The 23,450-nt window shown below is 71.7% G+C and carries 20 protein-coding genes; 11 read left to right on the top strand and 9 right to left on the bottom strand.

The features are described from left to right. Position 1 precedes the first annotated feature (1 nt). The 7 genes from ACLJQM_RS07595 to ACLJQM_RS07625 all read left to right on the top strand — a co-directional run bounded on the left by ACLJQM_RS07595 (position 2) and on the right by ACLJQM_RS07625 (position 10,832). Positions 2-1,237, top strand: coding sequence for a DUF445 domain-containing protein (locus tag ACLJQM_RS07595; RefSeq protein WP_247017727.1), 1,236 nt, complete (start codon positions 2-4; stop codon positions 1,235-1,237). Positions 1,238-1,328: 91 nt separating this feature from the next. Beyond that, positions 1,329-4,301 carry a patatin-like protein gene (locus tag ACLJQM_RS07600; protein WP_410630560.1) on the top strand — a complete coding sequence of 991 codons (2,973 nt, stop codon included), beginning with the start codon at positions 1,329-1,331 and terminating at the stop codon, positions 4,299-4,301. Between the two features lie 255 nt (positions 4,302-4,556). Next, positions 4,557-5,066, top strand: coding sequence for a diaminobutyrate acetyltransferase (gene ectA, locus ACLJQM_RS07605; protein WP_410630561.1), 510 nt, complete (start codon positions 4,557-4,559; stop codon positions 5,064-5,066). Positions 5,067-5,081: 15 nt separating this feature from the next. Then, positions 5,082-6,335, top strand: a complete 1,254-nt coding sequence (gene ectB / locus ACLJQM_RS07610; RefSeq protein WP_360780210.1) for a diaminobutyrate--2-oxoglutarate transaminase — start codon at positions 5,082-5,084, stop codon at positions 6,333-6,335. A gap of 13 nt (positions 6,336-6,348) precedes the next feature. Next, complete coding sequence (locus ACLJQM_RS07615; protein WP_003071625.1) at positions 6,349-6,741, top strand: ectoine synthase; 393 nt, start codon at positions 6,349-6,351, stop codon at positions 6,739-6,741. A 31-nt stretch (positions 6,742-6,772) separates the two neighbouring features. Then, the gene (gene thpD, locus ACLJQM_RS07620) at positions 6,773-7,675 is read left to right on the top strand and encodes an ectoine hydroxylase (RefSeq protein ID WP_410630562.1); all 903 of its coding nucleotides are present in this window, start codon (positions 6,773-6,775) and stop codon (positions 7,673-7,675) included. Positions 7,676-8,063: 388 nt separating this feature from the next. Continuing rightward, positions 8,064-10,832: a BTAD domain-containing putative transcriptional regulator gene (locus ACLJQM_RS07625; RefSeq protein WP_410630563.1), complete on the top strand. Its 2,769-nt coding sequence runs from the start codon at positions 8,064-8,066 to the stop codon at positions 10,830-10,832. Positions 10,833-11,136: 304 nt separating this feature from the next. Here the strand turns inward: ACLJQM_RS07625 and ACLJQM_RS07630 are convergent, their stop codons facing one another. The 6 genes from ACLJQM_RS07630 to ACLJQM_RS07655 all read right to left on the bottom strand — a co-directional run bounded on the left by ACLJQM_RS07630 (position 11,137) and on the right by ACLJQM_RS07655 (position 15,899). Beyond that, positions 11,137-11,802: a DUF4190 domain-containing protein gene (locus ACLJQM_RS07630; RefSeq protein WP_410630564.1), complete on the bottom strand. Its 666-nt coding sequence runs from the start codon at positions 11,800-11,802 to the stop codon at positions 11,137-11,139. A gap of 250 nt (positions 11,803-12,052) precedes the next feature. Continuing rightward, positions 12,053-12,934 carry a hypothetical protein gene (locus ACLJQM_RS07635; RefSeq protein WP_247017741.1) on the bottom strand — a complete coding sequence of 294 codons (882 nt, stop codon included), beginning with the start codon at positions 12,932-12,934 and terminating at the stop codon, positions 12,053-12,055. Further along, positions 12,931-13,407 (bottom strand): DUF6932 family protein, encoded by a 477-nt coding sequence (locus ACLJQM_RS07640; protein ID WP_247017743.1) that lies wholly within the window; start codon positions 13,405-13,407, stop codon positions 12,931-12,933. Before ACLJQM_RS07640 ends, ACLJQM_RS07635 begins: the two co-directional genes overlap by 4 nt. 56 nt (positions 13,408-13,463) lie before the next feature. After that, positions 13,464-13,859 carry a hypothetical protein gene (locus tag ACLJQM_RS07645; RefSeq protein WP_360780199.1) on the bottom strand — a complete coding sequence of 132 codons (396 nt, stop codon included), beginning with the start codon at positions 13,857-13,859 and terminating at the stop codon, positions 13,464-13,466. Between the two features lie 13 nt (positions 13,860-13,872). Then, the gene (locus tag ACLJQM_RS07650; protein ID WP_360780197.1) at positions 13,873-14,613 is read right to left on the bottom strand and encodes an OmpA family protein; all 741 of its coding nucleotides are present in this window, start codon (positions 14,611-14,613) and stop codon (positions 13,873-13,875) included. Between the two features lie 458 nt (positions 14,614-15,071). Continuing rightward, positions 15,072-15,899: an SGNH/GDSL hydrolase family protein gene (locus ACLJQM_RS07655; protein ID WP_410630565.1), complete on the bottom strand. Its 828-nt coding sequence runs from the start codon at positions 15,897-15,899 to the stop codon at positions 15,072-15,074. 270 nt (positions 15,900-16,169) lie between these two features. Here ACLJQM_RS07655 and ACLJQM_RS07660 point away from each other — a divergent pair, with 270 nt between their 5' ends. Further along, on the top strand, positions 16,170-16,829 hold the full coding sequence (locus ACLJQM_RS07660; RefSeq protein ID WP_247017751.1) for a DUF3159 domain-containing protein: 660 nt from the start codon (positions 16,170-16,172) through the stop codon (positions 16,827-16,829). Positions 16,830-16,930: 101 nt separating this feature from the next. Here ACLJQM_RS07660 and ACLJQM_RS07665 read toward each other — a convergent pair whose 3' ends face one another. Further along, complete coding sequence (locus ACLJQM_RS07665; RefSeq protein WP_410630566.1) at positions 16,931-17,896, bottom strand: N-acetylglucosamine kinase; 966 nt, start codon at positions 17,894-17,896, stop codon at positions 16,931-16,933. Then, a complete protein-coding gene (locus ACLJQM_RS07670; protein ID WP_247017756.1) occupies positions 17,893-18,939 on the bottom strand; it encodes an SIS domain-containing protein in 1,047 nt (348 codons plus the stop codon). Before ACLJQM_RS07670 ends, ACLJQM_RS07665 begins: the two co-directional genes overlap by 4 nt. 148 nt (positions 18,940-19,087) lie before the next feature. Between ACLJQM_RS07670 and ACLJQM_RS07675 the strand changes: the two genes are divergently transcribed. Then, positions 19,088-19,843: a GntR family transcriptional regulator gene (locus tag ACLJQM_RS07675; protein WP_247017758.1), complete on the top strand. Its 756-nt coding sequence runs from the start codon at positions 19,088-19,090 to the stop codon at positions 19,841-19,843. Between the two features lie 42 nt (positions 19,844-19,885). Beyond that, the gene (locus ACLJQM_RS07680) at positions 19,886-21,418 is read left to right on the top strand and encodes an MFS transporter (protein WP_410630567.1); all 1,533 of its coding nucleotides are present in this window, start codon (positions 19,886-19,888) and stop codon (positions 21,416-21,418) included. On the opposite strand, the gene ACLJQM_RS07685 is transcribed toward ACLJQM_RS07680, so the two are convergent. After that, a complete protein-coding gene (locus tag ACLJQM_RS07685) occupies positions 21,415-22,365 on the bottom strand; it encodes a threonine/serine dehydratase (protein ID WP_410630568.1) in 951 nt (316 codons plus the stop codon). The two genes, ACLJQM_RS07680 and ACLJQM_RS07685, sit on opposite strands and share 4 nt — an antisense overlap. 148 nt (positions 22,366-22,513) lie before the next feature. Between ACLJQM_RS07685 and ACLJQM_RS07690 the strand changes: the two genes are divergently transcribed. Continuing rightward, the gene (locus ACLJQM_RS07690; RefSeq protein WP_247017765.1) at positions 22,514-23,260 is read left to right on the top strand and encodes a hypothetical protein; all 747 of its coding nucleotides are present in this window, start codon (positions 22,514-22,516) and stop codon (positions 23,258-23,260) included. Positions 23,261-23,450 lie beyond the last annotated feature (190 nt).

Raw genomic sequence — 23,450 nt, forward strand, 5'->3', positions numbered from 1 at the left:
CATGGGGGCCTTCCTCAGCGGCATCGTCGCCGACTTCGCGCAGCACTGGCCCCTCTACGTCTCGATCCCGGTCGTCGCCGCGCTGATCGGCTACGGCACCAAGCTCGTCGCGATCCGGATGATGTTCCAGCCGGTGGAGTTCATCGGCGTCAAGCCGTTCCTCGGCTGGCAGGGCATCGTGCCCAAGCGCGCCGCGCGGATGGCGAGCATCGCCTGCGACACGATGACCGAGCAGCTGATCAAACCGGCCGAGGTCGTCGCGCGGCTGGACGCGTCCCGCATCGCCCAGGAGATCGAGAAACCGCTGCTCGCGGGCGTCGAGGACATCGTCCGCGAGGTGGCGGGGCACTACCAGCCGGGCCTGTGGGAGTCCCTGCCGGTGCGCGTGCAGCGCCTGGTGATCGAGCGCGTCCAGCACGAGTCGCCGCGGATGGTCGCGGCGGTGCTCGACCTGATCAAGTCCGATGTGGACAGTGTGTTCGACCTCAAGGGCATGGTGGTCACCAGCCTGGTCAAGGACAAGCGCCTGCTCAACCGCATCTTCCAGGAGGCGGGCGCGAAGGAGTTCAAGTTCATCGCGCGCTCGGGCCTGGTGTTCGGCGGCGCGATCGGCGTGATCCAGATGGTGGCGTGGGTGCTGTTCAAGTTCCCGCCGATCATGCCGATCTTCGGCTTGTTCACCGGCTGGTTCACGGACTGGCTGGCCCTGCGGATGATCTTCTACCCGATCGAGCCGCGCCGGTATTTCGGAGTCCAGTGGCAGGGCCTGTTCCTGAAGCGGCGGGCGGAAGTCGCGGAGGCGTACGGGTCGCTGATCGCGAAGGAGATCATCACCCCGCACAACGTCATCGAGGCCATCCTGCACGGCCCGCTGTCGGACCGGGTGCTGGCCCTGATCCAGCGCCAGCTCGACCGCGAACTCGGGAGCGTCGCGAAGCCGCTGCTGGTGTTCGCGGTGGGGAGCCGCAAGTACCAGGACGTGAAGCTGGCGATCGCTTCGCAGATCATGTCCCGGCTGCCGGAGACGATGCGCTACATCGAGGACTACGCGACGGACGCGATGGACATCCGCAACGTGCTGGTGTCGAAGATGAAGCAGCTGTCCCCGAAGGAGTTCGAGCGCCTCCTGCGCCCGGCCTTCGAGCAGGACGAGTGGATCCTGATCGCGACCGGCGCGGTGCTGGGCTTCGCGGTCGGTGAGGCGCAGGTGCTGGTGCTGGAGCACCTGGCCGCCTGATTCCACCCGAACGGCCGTACACCCGGACGTATCCCGGTGCTCACCTCGAGCCTCTACTCTGCGTCAGGACCACGACCGGGCGGGGGAGCCCATGACTGCCGAACCTTGGCCGCAGGAGATCCGGCTGGCGGTGACCATGGTCGGGGGCTCCAGCCTCGCGATCTGGATGGGCGGGGTCGCCACCGAGACCTCGCAGCTGCTCCGGGAATCGCGCGGGGACGCCGAACCCGGGCGGTACCGCAAGCTGCTCGACGTCCTGCGCGCGACCGTTTCGCTCGACGTCCTGACCGGGACCAGCGCCGGCGGGGTCAACGCCGCCTGCCTGGGCCTCGCGGAAGCTTTCCGTTCCACGCCCGGGGTTCTGCGCGACACCTGGATCACCACCGCCTCGCTGGAGAACCTGATCCGGGACGCGCGTGAGCCCGCGCCGCGGTCGGTGCTCGACGGGGACCGCGTGCTGCTCGGTGACCTCGAAGCGGTGCTGCGCGAGATCACCGCGAACGGCGTGCCGCCCGCCGAGGAACCGGACGTCACCGTGCTGCTCACCGGCACGATGATCGACGGGGAGACCACCCGGTTCGACGACGCGCTCGGGAACCTGGTGCGGGACACCGAACACCGGATGCTCTTCCGGTTCTGCGGTCCACTGTGGACGAACGGGGTGGAGGCGCCGCTCGCGCTGGCGGCGCGCTCCACCGCGTCCTTCCCCGGCGCGTTCGAACTCTCGCGGCTGCCGATCGGCACCGCGGGCACCGACCGGCTGCACCCCGACATGACGCCCTACACCGAGCTGACCCGCTCGCACTGGCTGACCGACGGCGGGGTGCTGCTGAACAAGCCGTTGCGGCCGGCGCTGCGCGAGATCTTCGAACGCCCGTCGCAGACGGACGTCCGGCGGCTGCTGCTCTACGTCGTGCCGACCGGCGAACGGGACGCCGACGCCGTCGCGTGCGACCCGGCGAACCCGCCGCTGCTGTCGAACGCGCTGGCCAAGGTCGTCAACACCGTGATGAGCCAGTCGATCAGCGCCGAGCTGGACGACCTGACCCGGCACAACGACGCCGTGCTGCGCGCCAGGGACACCCGGGTTTCGCTGGCCGCACTGGGGTTGCGCGGCGGGCCCGGCTGCCTGGTCGACGCGCGGATCGCCACCGCCTACCTCGAGCGGCGGACCGCCGAAGACGCCGCCGAGCTGGTCCGGGTCGCCGCGCGGCGGTACGCGCTGTCCGAAGCGGACACCCCCGACCGCGACTGGGCGTCCGGGATGTCGCGGCAGCTGCGCGCGATCGCCGTCGGCGGGCTGAGCAGCGGCGTTCCGGCCGGGCCGCCGGCCGAGAGCCTCGCGGTCGCCGATCTGGTCGGGTACCGGACGACCGCGCTCGACGACGCCGTCGCGACCGGGTTGCAGCTGGTCAACGCCGGGTTCCGGCTCCAGCCGGACGCCGCCCGCGCGCAGGAGCTCAACGACGCTCGCGCCCAGCTGCACGCCGCTCGCGCGACCGCCGGGCGCGGGGTGCGGCTCGGGCAGTGGGTGGCCGCGCACACCGGGCCCGGCGCGAGCAGCACCCTCGAGGTGTGGATCCGCGAGCTGGCCGAGGAGTGGGCCGGGCTGGGCCGCTCGGCCGCCGTCGCCGAGGCCTGGCCGAAGGTGGTCGCGGGCTTGCGCGCGGCCGCGCCGACGCTGCGGGAGCTGACCGCCGCCGGGGACGACGCCGGCACGGTGACCACCCTGCTGGACTGGCTCGAGCTGCGGCCCGACGTGGCCGACGACGTGGTCCAGGCCCGGCTGGTGGCACTGCACGTGGCCACGCGCGGACTGCTCGCGCAGGCGCCGTCGGTCGACCAGCGGGTCGACCTGGTGCAGGTCAGCGCCGATTCTCGGACGTTGCTGGACATGACGCGCAGCCGGTCCGGGGACAAGCTGACCGGGATGCAGGCGAGCTACTTCGGCGCGTTCTACAAGGCGTCGTGGCGGGCCAGCGACTGGATGTGGGGCCGCGTCGACGGCGCCGGCTGGCTCGTCCAGTGCCTGCTCGACCCGGGCCGCCTCGAGACGCTGCGGGACGTCCTCGGGCGGGAGCGGTTCCGCGACGAGCTCGTCGCCGCGTTCGGCCCGGACTGGCGCCCGCCCGGCGAGCAGGACCGCTGCACGCCGGCCGAAGCGGCGCAGCTGCGCGACCAGCTGACCGCCGAGCTGGCGTTCCTCGGCCTCGACGCCGACCTGAAGCCGGCCGAGTTCGGCGCCGAACGGCCGGTCAGCCTGCCGGTCACGGCGATGGTGCTGGCCCGGCCGCGGCAGGCCGAGATTGCGGCGGAGGAGCTGCCGGTCGTCACGCTCACCTCGCGCTGCGACGCCGACGACCGCCGGGACATCGGCGACGCGCTGGCGAAGGAGCGGGCCCCGCTCGACGTCGGCGGCGCGCAGGCGCAGTTCCAGGCCTGCCGCGTCTCGGCGGAGCGGCTCGCCGGCGAACAGGGCACCGCGCGGCTCACCCGCACGCTGGTCGCGCTCGGCGCGGCGACGGTGAACGCGGGGACGGTCGCGTTCCGCCTGCCCGGTGGCTGGCCGCGCACGGTCGCGGGCATCCTGCGCACGGTGGCCAGGAGCACGGCGAAGGTCTCGCAGGGCGCGTCCCGGCTCGGCACCGCGGGCTCGCTCGCCGCCGGCGTCCTCGCGCTGCTGGCCGGCCTGGTGCTCGGCAACGACGGCGGCGCGGTGCTGCAGTGGATCGGCCTCCCGGTGCTGGCCGGCGCAGTCGTCTACCTGGCGACGGCGCTGCTCACGATGGGCCACCTCGCGCGGAAGCTGTTCGCCGTGCTCGGGGTGCTGGTGGTGGCGGCATTGCTGCTGGCCGCGTTCCTGCCCCCGCTGGCCCAGCCGTTCTTCGGCTGGCTCGGCAGCGTCGTCGCGGGCTGGCGGCGCGGGGAGGGCGCGGTGTGGTGGCTGGTGGTGTCGGGTCTGCTGATCCTGCCCGCGGTGGTGATGCCGCTGAGCGGGATCGTGCGACGGCTGCCGCACCGGCGGGCGGCGCGGAAGCTGCCCGGCGAGGATCCCAAGGCGTAGCTTTCACGTGAAAGCTACGCCTTGGACCGGGGCCGGCTGCGGCCCGTCGCCTTGCGATCATCCCCGTTTGGGTTCATGGTGCGAATAGGTCGCCGGTGACACGCTGGCGGCCCAGGCGCGCGTGTGCCCTGGGACCGTCCACTTCAAACATGTTTGTGGGACTCCTCACCGGGTACCCCGCGTCGTCGCAGGTCATACGGGGGTCGTGAGCTGCGTCGCTGGCGAGGCGAAAATTCTCTGTTACGTTTCCTGAGTATGTCCGTAACGCACTTGATCGAATCCCCGACCAAGGCGGACGGCGCGCAGCTGTGGCGAATCGCGCGCGATTCCGCCAAGCTCGATCTCAACTCGCCGTACGCATACATGCTGTGGTGCCGCGATTTCGCCGAGTCCTCGGTGGTCGCGCGTGAAGACGGCAGGGCGGTCGGATTCGTCATCGCCTACCGCAGGCCGGACGAGCCCGACGCCGCGCTCGTCTGGCAGGTCGCGGTCGACGCGTCGCAGCGCGGAAAGGGCCTGGCCGGGGCCCTGCTCGACGCGCTCTACACGAGACTCGTCGCCGACGGCGTGCGTTACCTCGAGACCACCATCACCCCGGACAACGAGGCGTCCATCCGGCTCTTCGCGTCGTTCGCGAAGCGGTGGAACGCCGCGATGGAAACCAGTGTGCTGTTCGCCGGGGAAGATTTCCCCGAAACCGGGCACCTGGCCGAAGAGCTTTACCGCATCGGTCCGCTGACGCCACGCAAAGATCCGGGCGAGTAGGAGAAAAGAAACGTCATGAGCATCTTCGAAGAGCTCGAATCCGAAGTACGCAGCTACAGCCGCGGCTGGCCGGTCGTGTTCGACCGCGCGCAGGGCAGCCACCTCTACGACGAGAACGGCAAGGCCTACCTGGACTTCTTCGCCGGGGCTGGCGCGCTGAACTACGGGCACAACAACCCGCGGCTCAAGCAGGCGCTGATCGACTACATCCAGCGCGACGGCGTCACCCACGCGCTGGACATGTTCACCGTGGCCAAGCGGGACTTCCTGCAGACCTTCCGCGACAAGATCCTCGACCCGCGCGACCTGAACTACAAGGTCGTGTTCCCCGGTCCGGGTGGCGCGAACGCCGTCGAAGCCGCGCTGAAGCTGGCGCGCAAGGTGACCGGCAAGGAATCGGTCATCAACTTCACGAACGCCTTCCACGGCATGACGCTGGGCGCGTTGTCGGTCACCGGCAACTCGATGAAGCGCGGCGGCGCCGGCGTTCCGCTGGTGCACGCCACCCCGATGCCGTACGACGCCTACTTCGACGGCGCGATGCCGGACTTCCTGTACTTCGAGAAGCTCCTCGAAGACTCCGGCAGCGGGCTCAACGAGCCGGCCGCGGTGATCGTCGAGGGCGTGCAGGGCGAAGGCGGCATCAACGCCGCGCGCCTGGAGTGGCTGAAGGGTCTCGACGACCTCTGCAAGCGCCACAACATCCTGCTGATCCTCGACGACGTCCAGATGGGCTGCGGCCGCACCGGACCGTTCTTCAGCTTCGAGGACGCCGGGATCAAGCCGGACATCGTCTGCCTGTCGAAGTCCATCGGCGGCTACGGCATCCCGATGGCGTTGACGCTGATCAAGCCGGAGCTCGACGTCTGGGAGCCGGGCGAGCACAACGGCACCTTCCGCGGCATCAGCCCCGCGTTCGTCACCGCGACCGAGGCGATCAACGCCTACTGGAGCGACGACGAGCTCGAGAAGTCCACCAAGGCGAAGGGCGAGCGCATCGCCGCCGCGTTCTCGGGCATCGTCGAGGCGTACCCGGACGCGAACCTGGTCGCCAAGGGCCGCGGCCTCGCGCGCGGCCTGGAGTTCGAGAACGGAGACCTCGCCGGCCGCGTCTGCGCGGAAGCGTTTGCGCGCGGCCTGCTGATGGAAACCTCCGGTCCCGGCGGCGAAGTCATGAAGCTCCTGCCGCCGCTGACCCTGACCGACGACGAACTGACCCAGGGCCTGTCGATCATCGACGAGTCCATCAAGGCCGTCCTGAAGAAGTAGAGGAGCCACGCCCGTGCTCGTTCGCACGCTCGACGAAATCACCGACACCGACGCCGACATCAAGACCGAGAACTGGCGCAGCAAGCGGATCATCCTGGCCAAGGAGGGCGTCGGCTTCTCGGTGCACGAGACCACGCTGTACGCGGGAACGGTGAACGACTTCTGGTACGCCAACCACATCGAGGCGGTGTTCATCACCTCCGGTGAAGGCGAGATCGAAGACCTGGCCACCGGCAAGGTGTACGAGCTCAAGCCAGGAACGCTGTACCTGCTCAACGACCACGACAAGCACCAGGTCCGGCCGAAGACCGAGATCAAGTGCGTCTGCGTGTTCAACCCCCCGGTGACCGGCCGCGAGGTGCACGACGAAAACGGCGTATACCCGCTGATCACCGAGGACGCGTAAAACACCGGAGAGGAAACTGGAGGCGAAGCCCGTGACGCTGATGGACACCCGGGTCGACGACACCTACCCGACCCGGATCACCGGTACTCCGGCGCACCTGCCGCGCGCGCACCCCACGGTGTGGGGTACCGAAGCCGACGGTCCGATCGACGCCGCCACGCTGGCGAACCACGAGACCAAGGGTTACACCGTGGTCGACGACATGCTCTCCGTCGGCGAAGTGCAGACGTACTGGCAGGAGCTGGTCAGGCTGTCTTCCGACGCGGAGCTCGCCAGGGACGAGCGGGTGATCACCGAGGCGAAGACCGGTGAAGTCCGGTCGATCTTCGACGTCCACGAGATCTCCGCCCTGATCGCCGAACTGGTGCGCGACCCGCGCGTGCTGGACCGGGCCCGGCAGCTGCTCGGCTCCGAGGTGTACATCCACCAGAGCCGCGTCAACTACATGCCGGGGTTCAAGGGCACGGGCTTCTACTGGCACTCGGACTTCGAAACCTGGCACGCGGAGGACGGCATGCCGTCCCCGCGCGCGGTCAGCTGCTCCATCGCGCTGACCGACAACTACCCGTTCAACGGCGGCCTGATGATCATGCCGGGCTCGCACCGGACGTTCGTCCAGTGCGCCGGCGAGACGCCGGAGGCGAACTACAAGGCCTCGCTCAAGGACCAGCGGGTGGGCGTGCCGAACGAGAACGACATCACCCGGATGGCGGCCGAGCACGGCATCGACCAGTTCACCGGCCAGGCGGGCTCGGCCCTGTGGTTCGACTCGAACATCATGCACGGCTCCGGGAACAACATCACCCCGTACCCGCGCTCGAACATCTTCCTGGTGTTCAACAGCGTGGAGAACGCGTTGCAGGAGCCGTTCGCGGCGAGCGCCCCGAGGCCGGCCTTCATCGCCGGCCGCGACTCGACGCCGATCTCGCGGTAGGCACAGCCCGCCGGTGACCGGCCCGGTGCGCTTTGTTACCGTGTCGCCACCGCGCGGGCGTGTGGTCCGCGCAACAGACGTCTTCGACGGCGAACGGCGGCGGGTGCTTCGCTCGGGGTGAGCACACCCGCCCGATCGCCGGCGAAGACGACGGGCGGACCGCGCCCCCTGGCGGCCCGGCCGGAGGTTTCACACGACCCCGTACCAACGGATCGGGACCGTTGGTACGGGGTCGTTCCACGTCCGGGGGATGTCGCAGGACGTGGACACCCGCGCTGCGGAATCCGCAGAACCGCCAAAACTCCTGGTACCGGACCTGCTCGGCACCCTGTCACCACGGTAAGTTGATTTCCGCGGCAAGGCGGAACCCGGGGAGGTGGGCGCGAGCATGGCCCCGATCCGGTTCCGGCTGCTCGGGCCCGTGCAGCTCCTCCACGGCGACCAGCCCGTCCCGATCGGCGGCCCCGGTGTCCGCGGCCTGCTCGCGCTGCTGGCCCTCAAGCCCGGGAAGGTCGTCGGGCTCGACGACATCATCGACGCGCTCTGGGGCCACGACCCGCCCGCGACCGTGCGCACGATCATCCACGGCAACGTCTCGCACCTGCGGCGGATCCTGCGGGAGCTCGACGGCCCCAGCATCCTCACCACCCCGCCGGGCTACCGGCTCGACGTCGACCCCGACCGGATCGACGTGCACCGCGCGCACGCGCTGCTGGACCGGGCTTCGGTGGCCACCCCCGAGGTCGCGGCCGGGCTGCTGGCCGAGGCGCTCGCGCTGTGGCAGGGGCCCGCGCTCGGCGGCGTGCCCGACTCGCTGCGGGCCCCCGAGCTGGAGGACCTCCGCCGCGCCGTGCACGGCGCCCGCGTCGACGCCGACCTCGAACTCGGCCGCCACGCCGAGCTGATCGTCGAGCTCAGCCCCATCGTGCGGGCCCACCCGCTGGCCGAGCGGACGGCGGGGCAGCTGATGCGGGCGCTCTACCACGCCGGCCGCCGCGGGGACGCGCTCGAGCTGTACCGGACCGTCTCGCGCGCCACCCTCGGCACCATGGGCGTCGAGCCCGGCACCGAGCTGCGCTGGCTGCACACGCGGGTGCTCAACGACGACCTCCCCGCACTTTCACGTGAAAGTGCGGACTCCAGGTGGGCACTTTCACGTGAAAGTGCGGACGTCGCGAAGCCGATTTCGCAGCTGCCCGCCGCCGTTCCGAGCCTGGCCGGGCGCGGGGAAGAGCTGGCCTGGCTCGACGGCCTGGTCCCCCGCGCCGAGGCGGGCGAGACCACGATCGCCGTGGTCACCGGCACCGCCGGCGTCGGCAAGAGCACGCTCGTCGTGTGGTGGGCGCACCGCGCCGCGCGGAAGTTCCCGGACGGGGTCCTGTTCGCGTCGCTGCGCGGCTTCGACCCGCACCACCCGCCGCTGGAACCGGCCGAGCTGCTCACCCAGTTCCTGCTCGGCCTCGGCGTCGAAACCGCGAAGATCCCCGAGCTGCTCCACGAACGCGTCGCGCTGTACCGGTCGCTGATCGCCGGGCGGCGGATGCTGGTGCTGCTCGACGACGCCCGCACGGCCGAGCAGGTGCGCCCGCTGCTGCCGCCGAGCGCCCGGACGATGACGGTGGTGACCAGCCGTTCGCGCCTCGACGGGCTCGCCGTGTCGAACGCGGCCCGGCAGCGCGTGCTCGGCACGCTCGCGCCCGAGGACGCCGTGCAGCTGATCGAGGAGCTCGCCGGGCCGGCGAGCCTCAACCACGCTCTCGCGCGGCTCTGCGGCTACCTGCCGCTCGCGCTGCGGATCGCGGGCGCGCGGCTTTCGGCGAGCGCGCAGCGGACCGCCGAGGAGCTGGTCGACGAGCTCGGCAACGAGCGGACGCGGCTGGCGGCCCTGCAGGTCGAGGGCGCCGACGACGGCGTGCGCGCCGCGTTCGACGTCTCCTTCCGCGGCCTGCCCGGCGAGATCGCCGAGACGTTCCTGCAGCTGGGCACGGTGCCCGGGGTGCTGGTCGGGCCGCACGTGATGGCCGCGGTCGCGCAGATCCCGGTGCCCGAAGCCCGGCGACGGCTGCGCGCGCTGGCCGCGCACAACCTCATCGCCGAGACCGCGCGGGACGTCTTCGTCCCGCACGACCTGGTCTGGCTCTACCTGCGGGAGCTCGTCGAGCAGGAGCTGGGCGAGAAGGAGCGCGAAGAAGCGCTCGGCTGGACGGTCCGCTACTACCAGGCCGCCGCCGACCGGGCGCGGCGCCGGCTGGGGCCGGTCGCGGACCCGCTCGACTTCACCGGGGTGCTCGCCGACGACGCGATGCCCCCGCTGACCGGCTTCGCCGAGGCGCACGACTGGTTCGTGGCGGAGTGGCCGAACCTCCTCGCGGTCCTCGACGCCGCGGCCGCCGCGGGCCGCCACGACGACGTCTGGCGGCTGGCGCGGCTCGGGCACAGCTACCGCGTCGCCTGCCCGCTGCTGGACGAGTGGACGCGGATGGCCGACCTCGGCGTCGCCGCCGCCGAAGCCGCGGGCGACGTCGCCGGGCAGTGCTGGCTGCGGCTCGCGCGGTCCGAAATCGCGCTGGTCTTCGAGCTGCCCGGGTTCGGCCTCGCGGACGCCGAGCGGGCGGCGGAGCTGGCCACCGGCCTCGCCGATGAGCGGCTGACGACGTCGGCCGACCTGCACCTCGGCCGCGCGCTCAGCCGGCTCGGCGAGCACGAGCGGGCCATCGAGCGGCTCGGCAAGGCCGTCGCGGAGGCCGGCGACGTCACGCTGCGCGGGCAGGCGCTCAGCAGCTGCGCGCAGGCGGAGAAGCGGGCGGGCCTGCTCGCCGAGGCCATCGCCCACCAGCTCGCCGGGCTGCGCATCGACCGCGAACTCGGCGACGACGACCGGGTCGTCGTCTCGCTCGACAAGCTGGCCGACCTCAGCCTGCGGGCGGGCGACCTCGAGGCGGCCGAGCGGTACGTCTGGGAGGCGATCGACCTCGCGATCAGCCGCGAGTTCGTCGCGCGCGAGGGTTCGCTGCGGCTGACGCTGGGCCGCGTGCTGCGCGCCGGTGGCGACCTCGACGGCGCGCGCGAACAACTCGCGCTGTCGGTGCGCATTTACGAGCGGGTGCACCCGAAGCTCGTCGGCGAGGTGCGCACCGAACTCGCCGAACTGCAGTGAAGATTCGCCCGCGCTTTCGAACTGCGACAACTCGGTGTCGGCTCGGCGCATTCATGGCGATGATTCGGTTGCGAACGGGTCACGGCCGGGTTCGCACCGTGAATCCTTAGTGGATTCTTAGTGGGCGCGGGCGGCGTCCGCGTAGGTTCGGCGGTGCCGGCTGAGCCCTAGGGGAGGGGCAGGCTGAGACGCCGGCGCCGGGCCCCGCGCGGGAAACCGCGGCGGGGCCGGGAGCCGCCAGGAGCGGCTCGTGGCGACCCGGCCGGCCGAGGTGGGGGTAGGCCGGCCGGTCGCCAGGCAGGGGTCAGCCCACGTTGGCGGTGCACAGCGCGATGGTCGTCCCGCTGTTTTCCGCGACCTTCTTGCCGTCGACCAGAATGGCGCACTTGATGTCGTTGCTCGCGCTCGAATTGCTGGTGTCCGCGGTGAGCGTCAACAAGTACGAGCCATTGTTGTAGGAAGCCTCGCCCTGCCACGCGTCGGTGCTCGCCGGCGCGTTTTCGGTGCGCTGGTCGCTGAGGCTGCCGTAGCGGACGGTCGCGCCGCCCGCCGAGGTGACCTCGAAGACCACCGCGTGCTTGTCGCCCGCGACCGCGGGCAGGTGCAGCCCGGTCTCGCCGCCGCCGAGGAAGGTCGAGTAGAGCAGCACGCCCGCCGTCGACAGCAGCGCCGCGACCGAAACGACGGTGGCGGTGATCGCGACCCCGCGGTCGCCCGTGGTGCCCTTCTTGACCTGGACCAGCCCGGCGATCGCGAGGATCAGCCCGAGCCCGGCCAGTGGCCACGCCACGAACCCGATGTCGGGGACGAACGCGACACCGAGTGCCGCCAGGCCGAGCACCAGGCCGACGATCGCCAGGATGTTGCGCCCTGGTTTGGCGTTCGCTTGACGACGCTCCGTGGCCGTCACCGGCGGCGCGGGTCTGCCGTGGCGCGCGGTGGTCGGCGGGTACTGCGGGTCGGTCATCATGCGGGCCCCTTCGGGTGGGAGTGCGACGACGTTAACCCATAAGAGTGCCCGCGAACGAAATTGTTACATTCTGGAAAAAGTCATTGTCCCACCATTTTGCCGTGAGTATCGGTATTTCCTGACATCACGCGCAGGGTGTGGCGATGTGATCAATGCGAAGAATATCGGTGTTCCCACTGTTTTCGTGGCCGTACGGCCTACGACGACCGTCGGTTCCGGTGTTCAAGACGAAAGTCGCGAGCTGGACTTTTCAGTCGAAAAGGCTCACTTCGGGGGTGATTTCGAGGAGCTCGAACACGGGACGCCCGCGGCGGCCGTCGATCGTCGTCGTGCGCACGACGCGCAACCGGGCGGTCACCGGGCGGTCGAGGTTCTCCTTGATCTCGTCGAGCAGATCCGGCGCCACGGCGCCCTGGATCGTCCCGCCGGACTCGCGGTCGAGGTAGAAGATGCGCCGCCGGGTGCGGACGCCGTCGAGCCGCCCGCGCACCGTCTCGTAGCCGACCGCCTCGCGGGATTCGCGGAGGCTGCCCTGGAGGATCCGGGCCTGCTCGGTGGTCATGCTGCGGGTGACCTGCTCGCCCGCGGTCGGCGTCAGGGCCATCCCGATGCCGGCGTTCTTCGCGACGGCGTTGACGATGTCGCTCACCGCGTTGCGGACGGTGTCGCGCTGCAGCAGCACGGCGTCGAGCGCGCCGTCGTCCGAGCCGTTGGCCGGCAGGAAGTCACACAGTTCCTTGACGGCGCGCTCGGAAAGCGTCTCGATGCCGTCGACGATGAGCGCGTCGTCCGGCGCGGGCTCGGGGAAGCCGAAGAAGATCGCGTTGCCCGCCTGGCCGCGCTGGATCAGCGGCGCCTTGTCGCGGTCGGCCTGCTGGACCTGGGTGACCTCGCCGGACGGGTTCCGGATGATGTGCCCGATCTTCGCGGTCGCGTCCTGCAGTGCCCGGCTGATGTCGGAGAAGGTGTAGGCGTCGATGCTCTGCTCGCCGATGACCGAGACGTGCAGCAGCGGCGAGCGGGACGTCCGCTCGAACTTGGCGTTGGCCGCCATCGCCGAGGCGCGCGCGAGGTCGTCGAGCCACGTGCCGCCGGGGATCTCGTCGGCGATGCGCCGGAACTCGTTCCTCACCAGATCATCTCCGGGTAGCCCCTGCCGCCTTCGGCCCAGACCTCGGCCCAGGTGTCCTCGTCGCCGGGGCGGCACAGGAAGCCGTCCAGCATGCCGCCGACCGGCTGCACCTGGTCGAGGTACATGGCGGGCTGCCCGACGATGACGCCGCGCAGCGTGAGCAGGCCGTACAGCGCCGAGCGGCCGGCGTCGTCGAGCCGCTTCAGCGCGCCCCACTCGTCCGGGATGAGGACGACGTCGAGGCTGCGCGGCGGGTGCGCGGTGCGGATGATCAGCTCGCCGCCGATCCAGGCGCGGCCGGACGGCATGATCCGGCGGGCCACGCCGAGGTAGCTGTTGAGCGCGCTGAAGAGGATCTCGCGCTCGTTCTGGTGCGGCGCGTCGAAGACCAGGCGCTCGTAGACGTCGGCGAGGTCGCCCGCGTGGCGGCCCGGCGGCAGGACCTGTTGCGCAGTCCAATGGGGGAGCGCCACGCCACTCCCTCCTCAGCCTCGCTCACAGTGCGTAGCCGAATTTACCAGGATGGGTGTCAGCCACCGCGCCCAGGCTGCTGCGGCCACCGCGGGGCGGCCTCCTCGCTCTCGGGCCAGGCCGGTTCTTCCTCGGTCGGCCAGTCCTCGGCCTCGGCCCCGCGCTGCGGCGGCAGCGGCAGGTGCCCTTCGCGGTGGCCGACGGGCTCGGGCTCGTCGTCGGCCTCGTGGTGCTCCTGGGGCGGCCCCTGCGTCCAGGCGGCCGGGATGAACTGCGTCTGCTCGGCCGCGAGCGGTTCGTCGTACCGCGGCTCGGGTTCCGGCTCGTACGGCGCTTCGACGGCTTCCCGTGCTTCGGCGCGCTTCGGGATCCGCAGGACGAGCCACGAGGTGAGCGCGCCGAGCGCGAAGGCGACGATCAGCCACAGCCAGATCTGCCCGAACAGCCACAACATCGGCACCACCCCTTCAGATGACCGTGATTTCGACCCGCCGGTCCTCTTCGCCGCCGTCGGCCGGCCGGGTGTCGCCGAGGCCCCGGTAGGTCACGCGCTTGGTCGTGAGGCCGTTGGTGGTGAGGATCCGGGCGACGGCCCGGGCCCGGTCGCGGGACAGCTTCAGCGCGGCGCTCTCGCCGCCGGGCCCGCGCCCGACGTGCCCGGTGACGCGGTAGCGGAAGGTCTCCGGCGACTTGGCGAGCGCGACGGCGATGCCGCGGGCGGCCTGTTCCCCTTCGGGTGTGAGCCGGGCGGTGTCCGGCACGAAGGTCACGGGCGCCTCGGCGAGCATCCGGTCGATCTCGGCCTGCACCCCGGCCTTGTCGGTCGGCGGCGGCGCGGTGGTCGTCGTGGTGGGCGGCGGCGGGGTGCTGCTGCTGGGGGCCGCGCTCGGCGGCGGTGCTGGGCTCGTGCTCGGGGCGACCGGCACGACGTCGCCCTCGAACTTGGCGGCGCGGACCCCGTCGACCCCTTGGACGACTTCGAGCGCGCGGAGGGCCTGGCCGGGCGCGAAGCCGGTGAGGGTGGCGTCCCGGCCGTCGAAGGTGACGCTCCCGGCGGGCAACCCGGCGGCGGCGAGCGCGGCTTGCGAGCGGGAGGTGAGATCACGCTGGACGCTCCCGGCCTGAGCCCAGGTCACGATCCCCGCGAGCAGCGCCGTGACCAGCACCGCGATCGGGACCAGCAGGATCCAGCGACGCCGACCGGACATAAGGGGAGGGTAGGCCCGGTGCGGCGGGTTGGCGAGTCGGCCGGGGCGGTCCGTCCACAAGTTGTCCCCAGGCAAGTCGACATGTGGACAACTTCGGGGTTCGTGATCGAGCGAGCACTTTCCGTCGGTGGCGGCGGATAGGCTGACGACGGGGTGGCCCCCAGGGAGGGCGGGTTCTGCTGGGGCGGGCTGTGCTGGGGCGGGCTGTGCTGGGGCGGGCTGTGCTGGGGCGGGCTGTGCTGGGGCGGGCTGTGCTGGGGCGGGCTGTGCTGGGGCGGGCTGTGCTGGGGCGGGCTGTGCTGGCCGAGACCCGGGCGAGTCCCGCGCGACGCTAGAGAGGTCCCGAACGACTCATTCGGGACCCCAGGCGCCCCCAATGAGTCATTCGCGACTTCCGGGCCACCCCGAAAACCCGCCCAGGAAGCCTGGCCCGCCCCCACGGGCAAACCGAGAACCCCTCAGCTGGCCTGCTGAGCGTTGTCCGGCACCTCGAGCACGTCCATCTGGGGCAGCGGCGTCAGCGGAGCCAACGGCGCGAGCTGCGGCCGCTTCGGTGACAGCCCGTCCCCCATCGACTCGCCGCGCAGCTGGCGGCGGATCCACGGGAGCAGGTGCACCTTCGTCCACGTCAGGTCCGAGCGCCGCGAGTCGATCCAGCGGCTCGGGACCGCCTCCGCCGGCCACGGCTCTCGCCAATCACCCTCCACGGGGATGCCCAGGACCTCCGCGGACTTCCACGCGATGCGGCGGTGGGCGTCCGAGGAGAAGTGGAGGCGGTCGTCGCTCCAGGCCCGGCGGTCGTGCAGCGGGGCCATCGCCCACAGGTCGACCATGCGGGCGCCGTGGCGCTCGGCGATGGCCCACAGGTGGGTGTTGTAGATCGCCACCTTGCCGCGCAGGACCGACATCACCGACAGGACCTTCGTGTCCGGGCCGTTGAACATCAGCACCGGGATGCCCGCCTCGCGCAGCTTGGCGACGCCTTCCTCCAGGCGCTCCGCCACCGCATCGACGTCCGCGCCCGGCACGATGATGTCGTTGCCGCCCGCGCAGAGGGTGACCAGGTCGGGCTTCAGTTCCAGGGCGATCGGGAGTTGCTCGTCCATGATCTCGTCGAGCATCTTGCCCCGCAGCGACAGGTTCGCGTACCGGAAGTCCGCCCGGCCCGCCGCCAGGATCTCCGCGAGCCGGTCGGCCCAGCCGCGGAACGAGCCGTCCGGCAAGGCGTCGTTGAGGCCCTCGGTGAAGCTGTCTCCTAGGGCTACATAGCTGTCGATTCCGTACACGTTGGGTCCCCTTCCCCATCCCTGCGACCGACTCCCCGACATGTAGTTGTACACCACAACTAACCATCGGGGTCCAACCCCCGCGCCACCCCCGGCTGTTCAGCCCGGGGTAACAGTGTCTTATCTTGTCGGCCTTCTCCGCTCCCTTATTACGCAGTCTTCACCTTCGGCATGCCGTGAAACAGCACACCAAGAGGCAAACCCGGCACCCGATGTGGCGAAGATCTCCCTGCTTGCGGCGTCCCGGGGGCTTTCCGGCAGGCTGGAGAGGTGTCCGGAGAACCCCGTGAGTCGCTCGCGCAGATCCTCGGCGGCCGCCGGGGTGCGCTCGACGCCAGCGTCCCGCCCGCCGGTTTCGTCGTCGGCTGGCTCGTGGCCGGGCAGTCCGTCGCCTGGGGTGCCGGGGCCGCCATCGCGGTCGCCCTCGCGCTCGGGGTCTACCGGGTCGTCCGGGGCGGCAAGATCCGCGCGCTCGTGGTCAGCCTGGCCGCCGTCGTCGCGGCCGCGCTGATCGCCCTGCACACCGGACGCGCGCAGGACTTCTTCCTGCTGCAGCTGATGTCCAATGTGGCCAGCGCCCTGCTGTGGGCGGCCAGCATCGTGGTGCGCTGGCCGCTGCTCGGCGTCGTCGTCGGGCTGCTGCTCGGGCAGAAGGCGCGCTGGCGCCGGGACGCGGTGCTGCTCAAGGCGTATTCACGGGCCAGCTGGGTGTGGGTGCTCCAGTACGTGCTGCGCGTGGTCGTCTACGGCCTGCTGTGGTGGGCCGGTCAGGTCGTCGCGCTCGGCGTGGCCCGCACGGTGCTGTCGTGGCCGCTGGTCGCGCTGACCGTCGCGGTGAGCGGGTGGGTGCTCTACCGGGCGTTGCCACCGGAGCACCCCGGCCTGCGCCTGACGCCGGAGACCAGCTCGGACGACGTACCCAGGGCATAAGGCGGCCCCCGGCGAGGGGGGAGGGTCCGGGGGCCACTGCCTACGGTACCCGGCCGACCCGGGTTCAGTCGACGTTTTCGCGGTTTCGGCCCGCGTTTCGCTCAATCCGCTGGTGGAGCGGGTCTCGGCGCGCCTTCGCCGAAGGCGTCCACGGCGGCCAGCCACGCCGCACCGAGCACGCCATCGGAGCTGGTCAGCACCTCGAGGCCGGCCAACCCGCGGCGGACGAGCGCGCCGACCGGGCTGTCCCCGGTGAGCACCGAGCCGACGAGCACGACCGGAGTCGACTCGCCGGGCTCGCGCGCGGCCAGGGCGTTCGCGACGAGCAACTCGGCCGCGCGGCCGACGATCTCCCGGGCCGCGGGCTCGCCGGCGTCGTGCGCCGCGCTCACCAACGGCGCGAAGCGGGCGAGCCGCACCGGCGCCTCGGCGTTGGCGGCCGTGATGAGCGCGCGCGACGCGGCGAGCCGCCCGGCGTCGGTCCGGACGTCCAAACCGGACGGTCCGAGCGCGGTGGCGAGCACCGCCGACGGCAGTCCTTCGAGGGGACGGCCGCGGCCGAGAGCCTCCAAAGTGGAACGGACGGCTTCGCGGCCGAGCCAGAACGCCGAACCCTCGTCGCCGAGCAGCCAGCCGTAGCCGCCCGCGGTGCCGGCGAGGCGCCGCTTGCGGATCCGGCCCGCGATCGAACCGGTACCGGCGACCAAGACCGTCCCGTCGGGGGCCGACGTCGCCGACGCGTACGCCACTTCGGCGTCGGCGACGGTCCGCACCACGCCGGTGAGCCCGATCCGCGCCCACGCCGCTTCGAACACCGACGCCACCGCCGGGTCGCTCAGCTTGCTGACCCCGGCCATGCCGACGACGCACGCCCGCACGGTGCCGGGGTCGCGGTCGCCGAGCGCCGCGGTGATCGCGCCGGCGATCCGGCCCGCGGCGACCTCCGGCGCGTGCGCGTTGGGGTTGGCGCCTTCGCCGCGCCCGGTGCCGAGCACGACGCCGGCGGCGTCGACCAGTGCGGCCCTGGTCGACGTGCCGCCGGCGTCGACGCCGATCGCGGAGGTCACCGGGTCTTGGTCACCTTGAGCAGGCCGCGCGGGTTGTCCGGGTCGCCGCCGCGCGCCAGCGAGAGGCCCAACGCGATCTGCTGGATCGGCAGGATCTCCAGGATCGGCGCCAGCTCTTCGACGGTCTGCGGGACGTCGATCCGCAGCGCCGCGGGGGTGTCCGCGGACGCCGAACCGACCGCGACGACGTCCGCGCCGCGCTTGCCGACCGCGTCGACGACGTCGCGCATGGCTTCGGCGCCGTGCCCGGCGCTGGTCACCGCCAGCACCGCGGTCTGGTCGTCGACCGCCGCCACCGGGCCGTGCAGCAGGTCGGCCCCGCTGTACGCGCGCGCCGCGAGGTAGCTCGTCTCGGCGAGCTTGAGCGACCCCTCCAGCGCGGTCGCGTAGGAGTAGCCGCGGGCGGCGGTGAGGACCCGGTTCACGAACCGGTACCGGTCGACCGCCCGCTGCACGCCCTCGGTGGCGCCCTCGAGGGTCTGCTGCGCGAGTTCGCCGATCTTCTCGGCGTCGGCCGCCTTGCCGCCGCGCACCGCGTCGACGAGCAGGTAGAGCGCCATCAGCGTCGCGGAGTACGTCTTGGTCGCCGCGACGGCCTGCTCGACACCCGCGCCGATGTCGATGCCGAGTTCGGACGCCGCCCGCAACGGCGAGTCCGGGGTGTTGGTCACGGAAACGGTCAGCGCGCCCTGGCGCCGCGCCGTTTCGGTGACCTCGATCAGGTCAGGCGACCCGCCGCTTTGGCTGACGGTGACGAACAGCACGTCCCGCAAATCGGGTCGCGCGCCGTACAGCGTCGCCGTGGACGGGGAAACCAGACCGGCCGGAAGGCCGAGGAGTACCTCGATCAGGTACTTCGCGTACAACGCTGCGTGGTCACTCGATCCACGCGCGGCGAGCAAAGCGAACCGCGGGGGCCGTTGTGAGATCTTTTCCGCCACTTCGGCGATTTCCGACTGACGCTGCACCAGACCGGCCAGGACGTCCGGCTGCTGGGCGATCTCCGCGGCCATGTGCTCGCCGGGCCGTTGTTGGGTCATCATTTTCCTCTCCACCTCCGGCATTATGTACCGGACTCAGGCGGCGTCGGTCAGGTCTAGACCAATGTTAGTGGGGCGGGCCGTCGGTGGAAAAGGGTACGTTTCATACGGGGACGTGGCGTGTGATGAGGGAAGGCATAGGGAGTCGGGCATGTTGGAGACCACCACCACGGGCGAGGCGGGTACCGTCGCCGGGATGCGCGGGCAGCGCGAGCCCAAGTATTGGGCATTGAAACAGCACCTCCTCGACCTTTTGGACGTCCTCCCGCCGGGGTCGCCGATCCCGACCGAACGCGCGCTCGCGGGGGAGTTCACGGTCTCCCGCACCACCGTGCGCCAGGCGCTGGCGGACCTGACCGCCGAGGGCCGCCTGCACCGTGTGCAGGGAAAAGGCACCTTCGCGGCCGAGCCGAAGCTCGCGCAGCGGCTGCAGTTGTCGTCCTACACCGAGGACATGCGCAAGCAGGGCCTGAAGCCTTCTTCGAAGCTCCTCGAAGTCGAAGAGCTGCCGGTGGAGGGTGACCTCGCGAAGCTCCTCGGAATCCGCACCGGCGCGAAAATCCTTCGCCTTCGACGCCTTCGACTCGCGGACTCCCAGCCGATGGCGCTGGAGACGACCCACCTCCCGCTCGGCCGTTTCCGCGGACTGCGCAAGCACGTCTCCGCGGGCGGTTCGTTGTACGCCGTTCTGCGCGAGCACTACGGGGTCGAACTCGAACGTGCCGAAGAGACGATCGAGACCTCGCTCGCCGGGCCGCAGGAAGCGGAAATGCTCGGCGCGGACGTCGGCATGCCGGTGCTGATGCTGACCCGGCACTCGTTCGCCACGGACGGCAAGCCGGTCGAGTTCGCCCGCTCGGTCTACCGCGGCGACCGGTACAAGTTCGTCACGACGCTGCTGCCGTAGGGCCCGGTTGACGGGGGATCACCGGCGCGGTGGAGTGAGCACGTGACTGCCACCGAAGACACCGGGATCCGGTGGGGGACGCACGCCGCGCGCGGCGTCCTCGCCACCACCATCCTCGGGTCGGGCATGGCGATGCTCGACGGCACCATCGTCAACGTCGCCCTGCCCCGCATCGGCACCGAGCTCAACGCCTCGGTCGCCGGGCTCCAATGGATCCTCGACGGGTACCTGCTGGCGCTCGCCGCGCTCATCCTCGTCGCCGGCTCGCTCGGCGACCGGTACGGGCGGCGCCGCACGTACCTCGTCGGCGTCGTCTGGTTCGGCGTCGCCTCGGGGCTGTGCGCCGCCGCGCAGTCCACCGAGATGCTCGTCGCGACCCGGATCCTGCAGGGCATCGGCGGCGCGCTGCTGACGCCGGGTTCGCTCGCGATCCTCCAGTCGTCCTTCGCGCACGACGCCCGCGCCCGCGCGATCGGCGCCTGGTCGGGGCTCGGCGGCATCGCGGCCGCCGCCGGCCCGCTGCTCGGCGGGTTCCTCGTGCAGGTCTGGTCGTGGCGGCTGGCGTTCCTCATCAACGTGCCCATCGCCATCGCCGTGGTCCTGATGGCGCGGAAGTTCGTCCCCGAATCGCGTGACCCGGAGGCCACCGGCCACCCCGACTTCGGGGCGGCCGCGCTCGGCGCCGTCGGCCTCGCCGGGGTGACCGGCGCGCTGGTGGAGGCGCCGGGACGCGGGATCGGCGACCCGATCGTGCTGATCGCGGGCCTGCTCGGGATCGCGGGGCTGGCCGCGTTCGTCCTCCTCCAGCACCGCTCGGCGGAACCGCTCGTGCCGCCGTCGCTGTTCCGCGACCGGACGTTCACGCTCTCGAACGCGCTGACGTTCGTCGTCTACGCGGCGCTCGGCGGGGTGATGATGCTGCTGGTCATGCAACTGCAGGTGTCGCTCGGCTATTCGCCGACCGCCGCCGGGCTGGCGGGGCTGCCGCTCACGGTCGTCATGCTGCTGCTGTCGGGGCGCTCCGGCGCGCTCGCGCAGCGCATCGGCCCGCGCACGCAGCTGGTCGTCGGCCCGATCGTCGTAGGCGTCGGCATGCTGCTGATGCTGCGCATCGCGCCCGGGGCGTCCTACTTCGGCACGGTGCTGCCCGCGGTCGTGGTGTTCGGGCTCGGCCTGGCGACGGTGGTGGCCCCGGTGACCGCGACGGTGCTCGCCGCGGCCCCGGACCGCTTCGCCGGCGTCGCCTCCGGCGTCAACAACGCGATCGCCCGCTCCGGCGGGCTCTTGGCTGTGGCGGTGCTGCCCGCGGCGGCCGGGCTGACCGGCGAGGCGTACGCCGACCCGGTGGCGCTCACGGCGGGCTGGCGGACGGCGCTGGTCATCTGCGCGGCGCTGGCCATCGCGGGCGGGCTGATCGCGCTGGGCATCCACAACGGCGTCCTGGAGCCACCGGCTCCGCCGTCGCCGCTCAAGCCCGACGACGAGTGCCCCCACCTGGGTGAGTGCTACCACTGCGGCGTCGAGGGCCCGCCGACGCACGTCCGCGGCGGCGGGACCCCGGTCGCCGGTTCCTAGCCCGCGAGGATCTCCGCGAACATCGCCGGGTCGGCGTTGCCGCCGGAGACCAGGACGACCGTCTTGCCGGCCGGCAGCTCGCCGGCGTGGAAGAGGTACGCGGCCGTCGTCACCGCGCCGCTGGGCTCGGCGACCAGGCGGGCCTGGCGGGCCAGGACGCGCACGGCCTCGCGGATCTCGTCCTCGGAGACCGTGACCATCTGGTCCACGACCTCGCGCAGGTGGGCGAAGGTCAGCTCGGACGGCTGCGAGCGCAGGCCGTCGGCGATCGTGCGGGCGCGGTCGGCCTGCGGCCAGCGGACCAGCTCACCACGCCGGAGGCTGTCGGCGGCATCCGCTGCCAGTGCCGGCTCGACGCCGATCACGCGCGCCCGCGGGCAGCGGGCCTTCAGCGCGGTGCCGACGCCGGCCGCCAGCCCGCCGCCGCTGACCGGGACGAGCACGACGTCGACGTCCGGCAGGTCTTCGGCGATCTCCAGGCCCGCGGTGCCCTGCCCGGCGATGATGGCCGCGTCGTCGAAGGGCGGGACGAGGGTCAGCCCGCGTTCGGCGGCCAGTTCACGCGCTTTCCCCTCGTGCTCGCCGATCGGCACCTCGATCACCTCGGCGCCGTACGCGAGGGTGGCCTCGACCTTGATCCGCGGCGCGACGTCCGGCACGACGATCACCGCGGGTACGCCGTAGCGTTGCGCGGCGTACGCGACCGCCTGCGCGTGGTTGCCGCTCGAGTACGCGACGACACCGCGTTCGCGCGCTTCGTCGTCGAGGGCCCCGATCGCGTTGAACGCACCGCGCACCTTGAACGCGCCGATCGGCTGCAGGCTTTCGGGTTTGAGCCACAGGGTGCCGCGGGGATCCCACGTCTGGACCAACAGGGGCGTGCGCACGGCGACACCTTCGACGCGCTTCGCGGCGGCCTCGATGTCGCAGATCGTCACCAGTTCCATGTGCCGAGTATGTCAAGAAATCGTTCGGATGGGAGTGTCTACTGTGGACAGACGGAGTGGTACTCCTCACGCCGCGGCAACGCGGGGAGTTCCTCGCGCGCCTTAACCGTTGGACAAGGGGAGAACACGGACTACTCGGATCGGGATCATGACGAAGGAGAACGAAGCGGCTTCCGAAGGAAAGACGGAGGAAAAGCCGGGCCTGCGGATCGTGCAGGTGCTGGCGGCGGCGCTCGCGGCGGTGACCGCCGCGCTGCTGGGCTCGACGCTCGGCGTGGCGGGCACGGTGGTCGGCGCGGGCGTGGCGAGCGTGGTGTCGACGGTCGGCGGCGAGCTGTACTTGCGCTCGCTGCAACGCACGCGCGAGGCGGCGGCGAAGGCCCGCGTGCTGGCGACGTCGGGGATCCGGCGGCGGGGACCCGCGCCGGACGTGCCGGCCGAGGTGGAAATTCCGATTACCGACCAGCCGACGGTGCAGCTGGAGAAGCCCGCCGAGGACGGGCCCTCGCGGCTGCGGAAACTGCGCTGGCCCTTGATCATCGGCACCAGCGTGGCGGCGTTCGCGGTGGCGATCCTGGCGATCGTCGGCCTCGAGTCGGCGACGGGCGCCCGGATCGGCGGCGGCACGGGCACGAGCATCGGCAAGATCTTCGGCGGCGGTGGCGGCCACACCGACACCACACCGTCGACGACGCCGACCACCGGGACCAGCGACACCCAGGTGTCCCCGACGGAGACGACCACGACCCCGCCGGAAACGTCGACGGCCCCGACGACCTCGTCGGAGACGCCGACGACCACGCCGAGCACGTCGACGCAGCAGCCGTCGACCTCGGCCCCGGCGACGACGGCCCCGCCCACCAGCCAGGGGGCGGCGACCACGCCGACGCCGTGACTGTGGTCAGGCCAGGTGGGAGCGGAGGGCTCGGGTGGCTTCGGTGGTCGCGCGGCCGACGTTGCGGGAGGCCCTCGCGTCGAGTACCGAAGGCAGTCGGTCGTCGTTGACCTCGGCCACGCCGACGCCGTGACTGCGGTCGGACCGCGTGGGTGCGGAGGGCTCGGGTGGCTTCGGTGGTCGCGCGGCC

This window comes from Amycolatopsis sp. cmx-4-83 (genome assembly GCF_046548815.1).
Taxonomy (GTDB): domain Bacteria; phylum Actinomycetota; class Actinomycetes; order Mycobacteriales; family Pseudonocardiaceae; genus Amycolatopsis; species Amycolatopsis pretoriensis_A.

Bases quoted from the DNA above. Each gene is read 5' to 3' on its own strand.
- ACLJQM_RS07650 (WP_360780197.1), bottom strand. From the start codon at position 14,613: ATGTCCGGTCGGCGTCGCTGGATCCTGCTGGTCCCGATCGCGGTGCTG.
- ectA (WP_410630561.1), top strand. From the start codon at position 4,557: ATGTCCGTAACGCACTTGATCGAATCCCCGACCAAGGCGGACGGCGCG.
- ACLJQM_RS07690 (WP_247017765.1), top strand. From the start codon at position 22,514: ATGACGAAGGAGAACGAAGCGGCTTCCGAAGGAAAGACGGAGGAAAAG.
- ACLJQM_RS07685 (WP_410630568.1), bottom strand. From the start codon at position 22,365: ATGGAACTGGTGACGATCTGCGACATCGAGGCCGCCGCGAAGCGCGTC.
- ACLJQM_RS07645 (WP_360780199.1), bottom strand. From the start codon at position 13,859: ATGTTGTGGCTGTTCGGGCAGATCTGGCTGTGGCTGATCGTCGCCTTC.
- ACLJQM_RS07630 (WP_410630564.1), bottom strand. From the start codon at position 11,802: ATGATGACCGACCCGCAGTACCCGCCGACCACCGCGCGCCACGGCAGA.
- ACLJQM_RS07600 (WP_410630560.1), top strand. From the start codon at position 1,329: ATGACTGCCGAACCTTGGCCGCAGGAGATCCGGCTGGCGGTGACCATG.
- ectB (WP_360780210.1), top strand. From the start codon at position 5,082: ATGAGCATCTTCGAAGAGCTCGAATCCGAAGTACGCAGCTACAGCCGC.
- ACLJQM_RS07625 (WP_410630563.1), top strand. From the start codon at position 8,064: ATGGCCCCGATCCGGTTCCGGCTGCTCGGGCCCGTGCAGCTCCTCCAC.
- ACLJQM_RS07670 (WP_247017756.1), bottom strand. From the start codon at position 18,939: ATGATGACCCAACAACGGCCCGGCGAGCACATGGCCGCGGAGATCGCC.
- ACLJQM_RS07675 (WP_247017758.1), top strand. From the start codon at position 19,088: ATGTTGGAGACCACCACCACGGGCGAGGCGGGTACCGTCGCCGGGATG.
- ACLJQM_RS07595 (WP_247017727.1), top strand. From the start codon at position 2: ATGGGGGCCTTCCTCAGCGGCATCGTCGCCGACTTCGCGCAGCACTGG.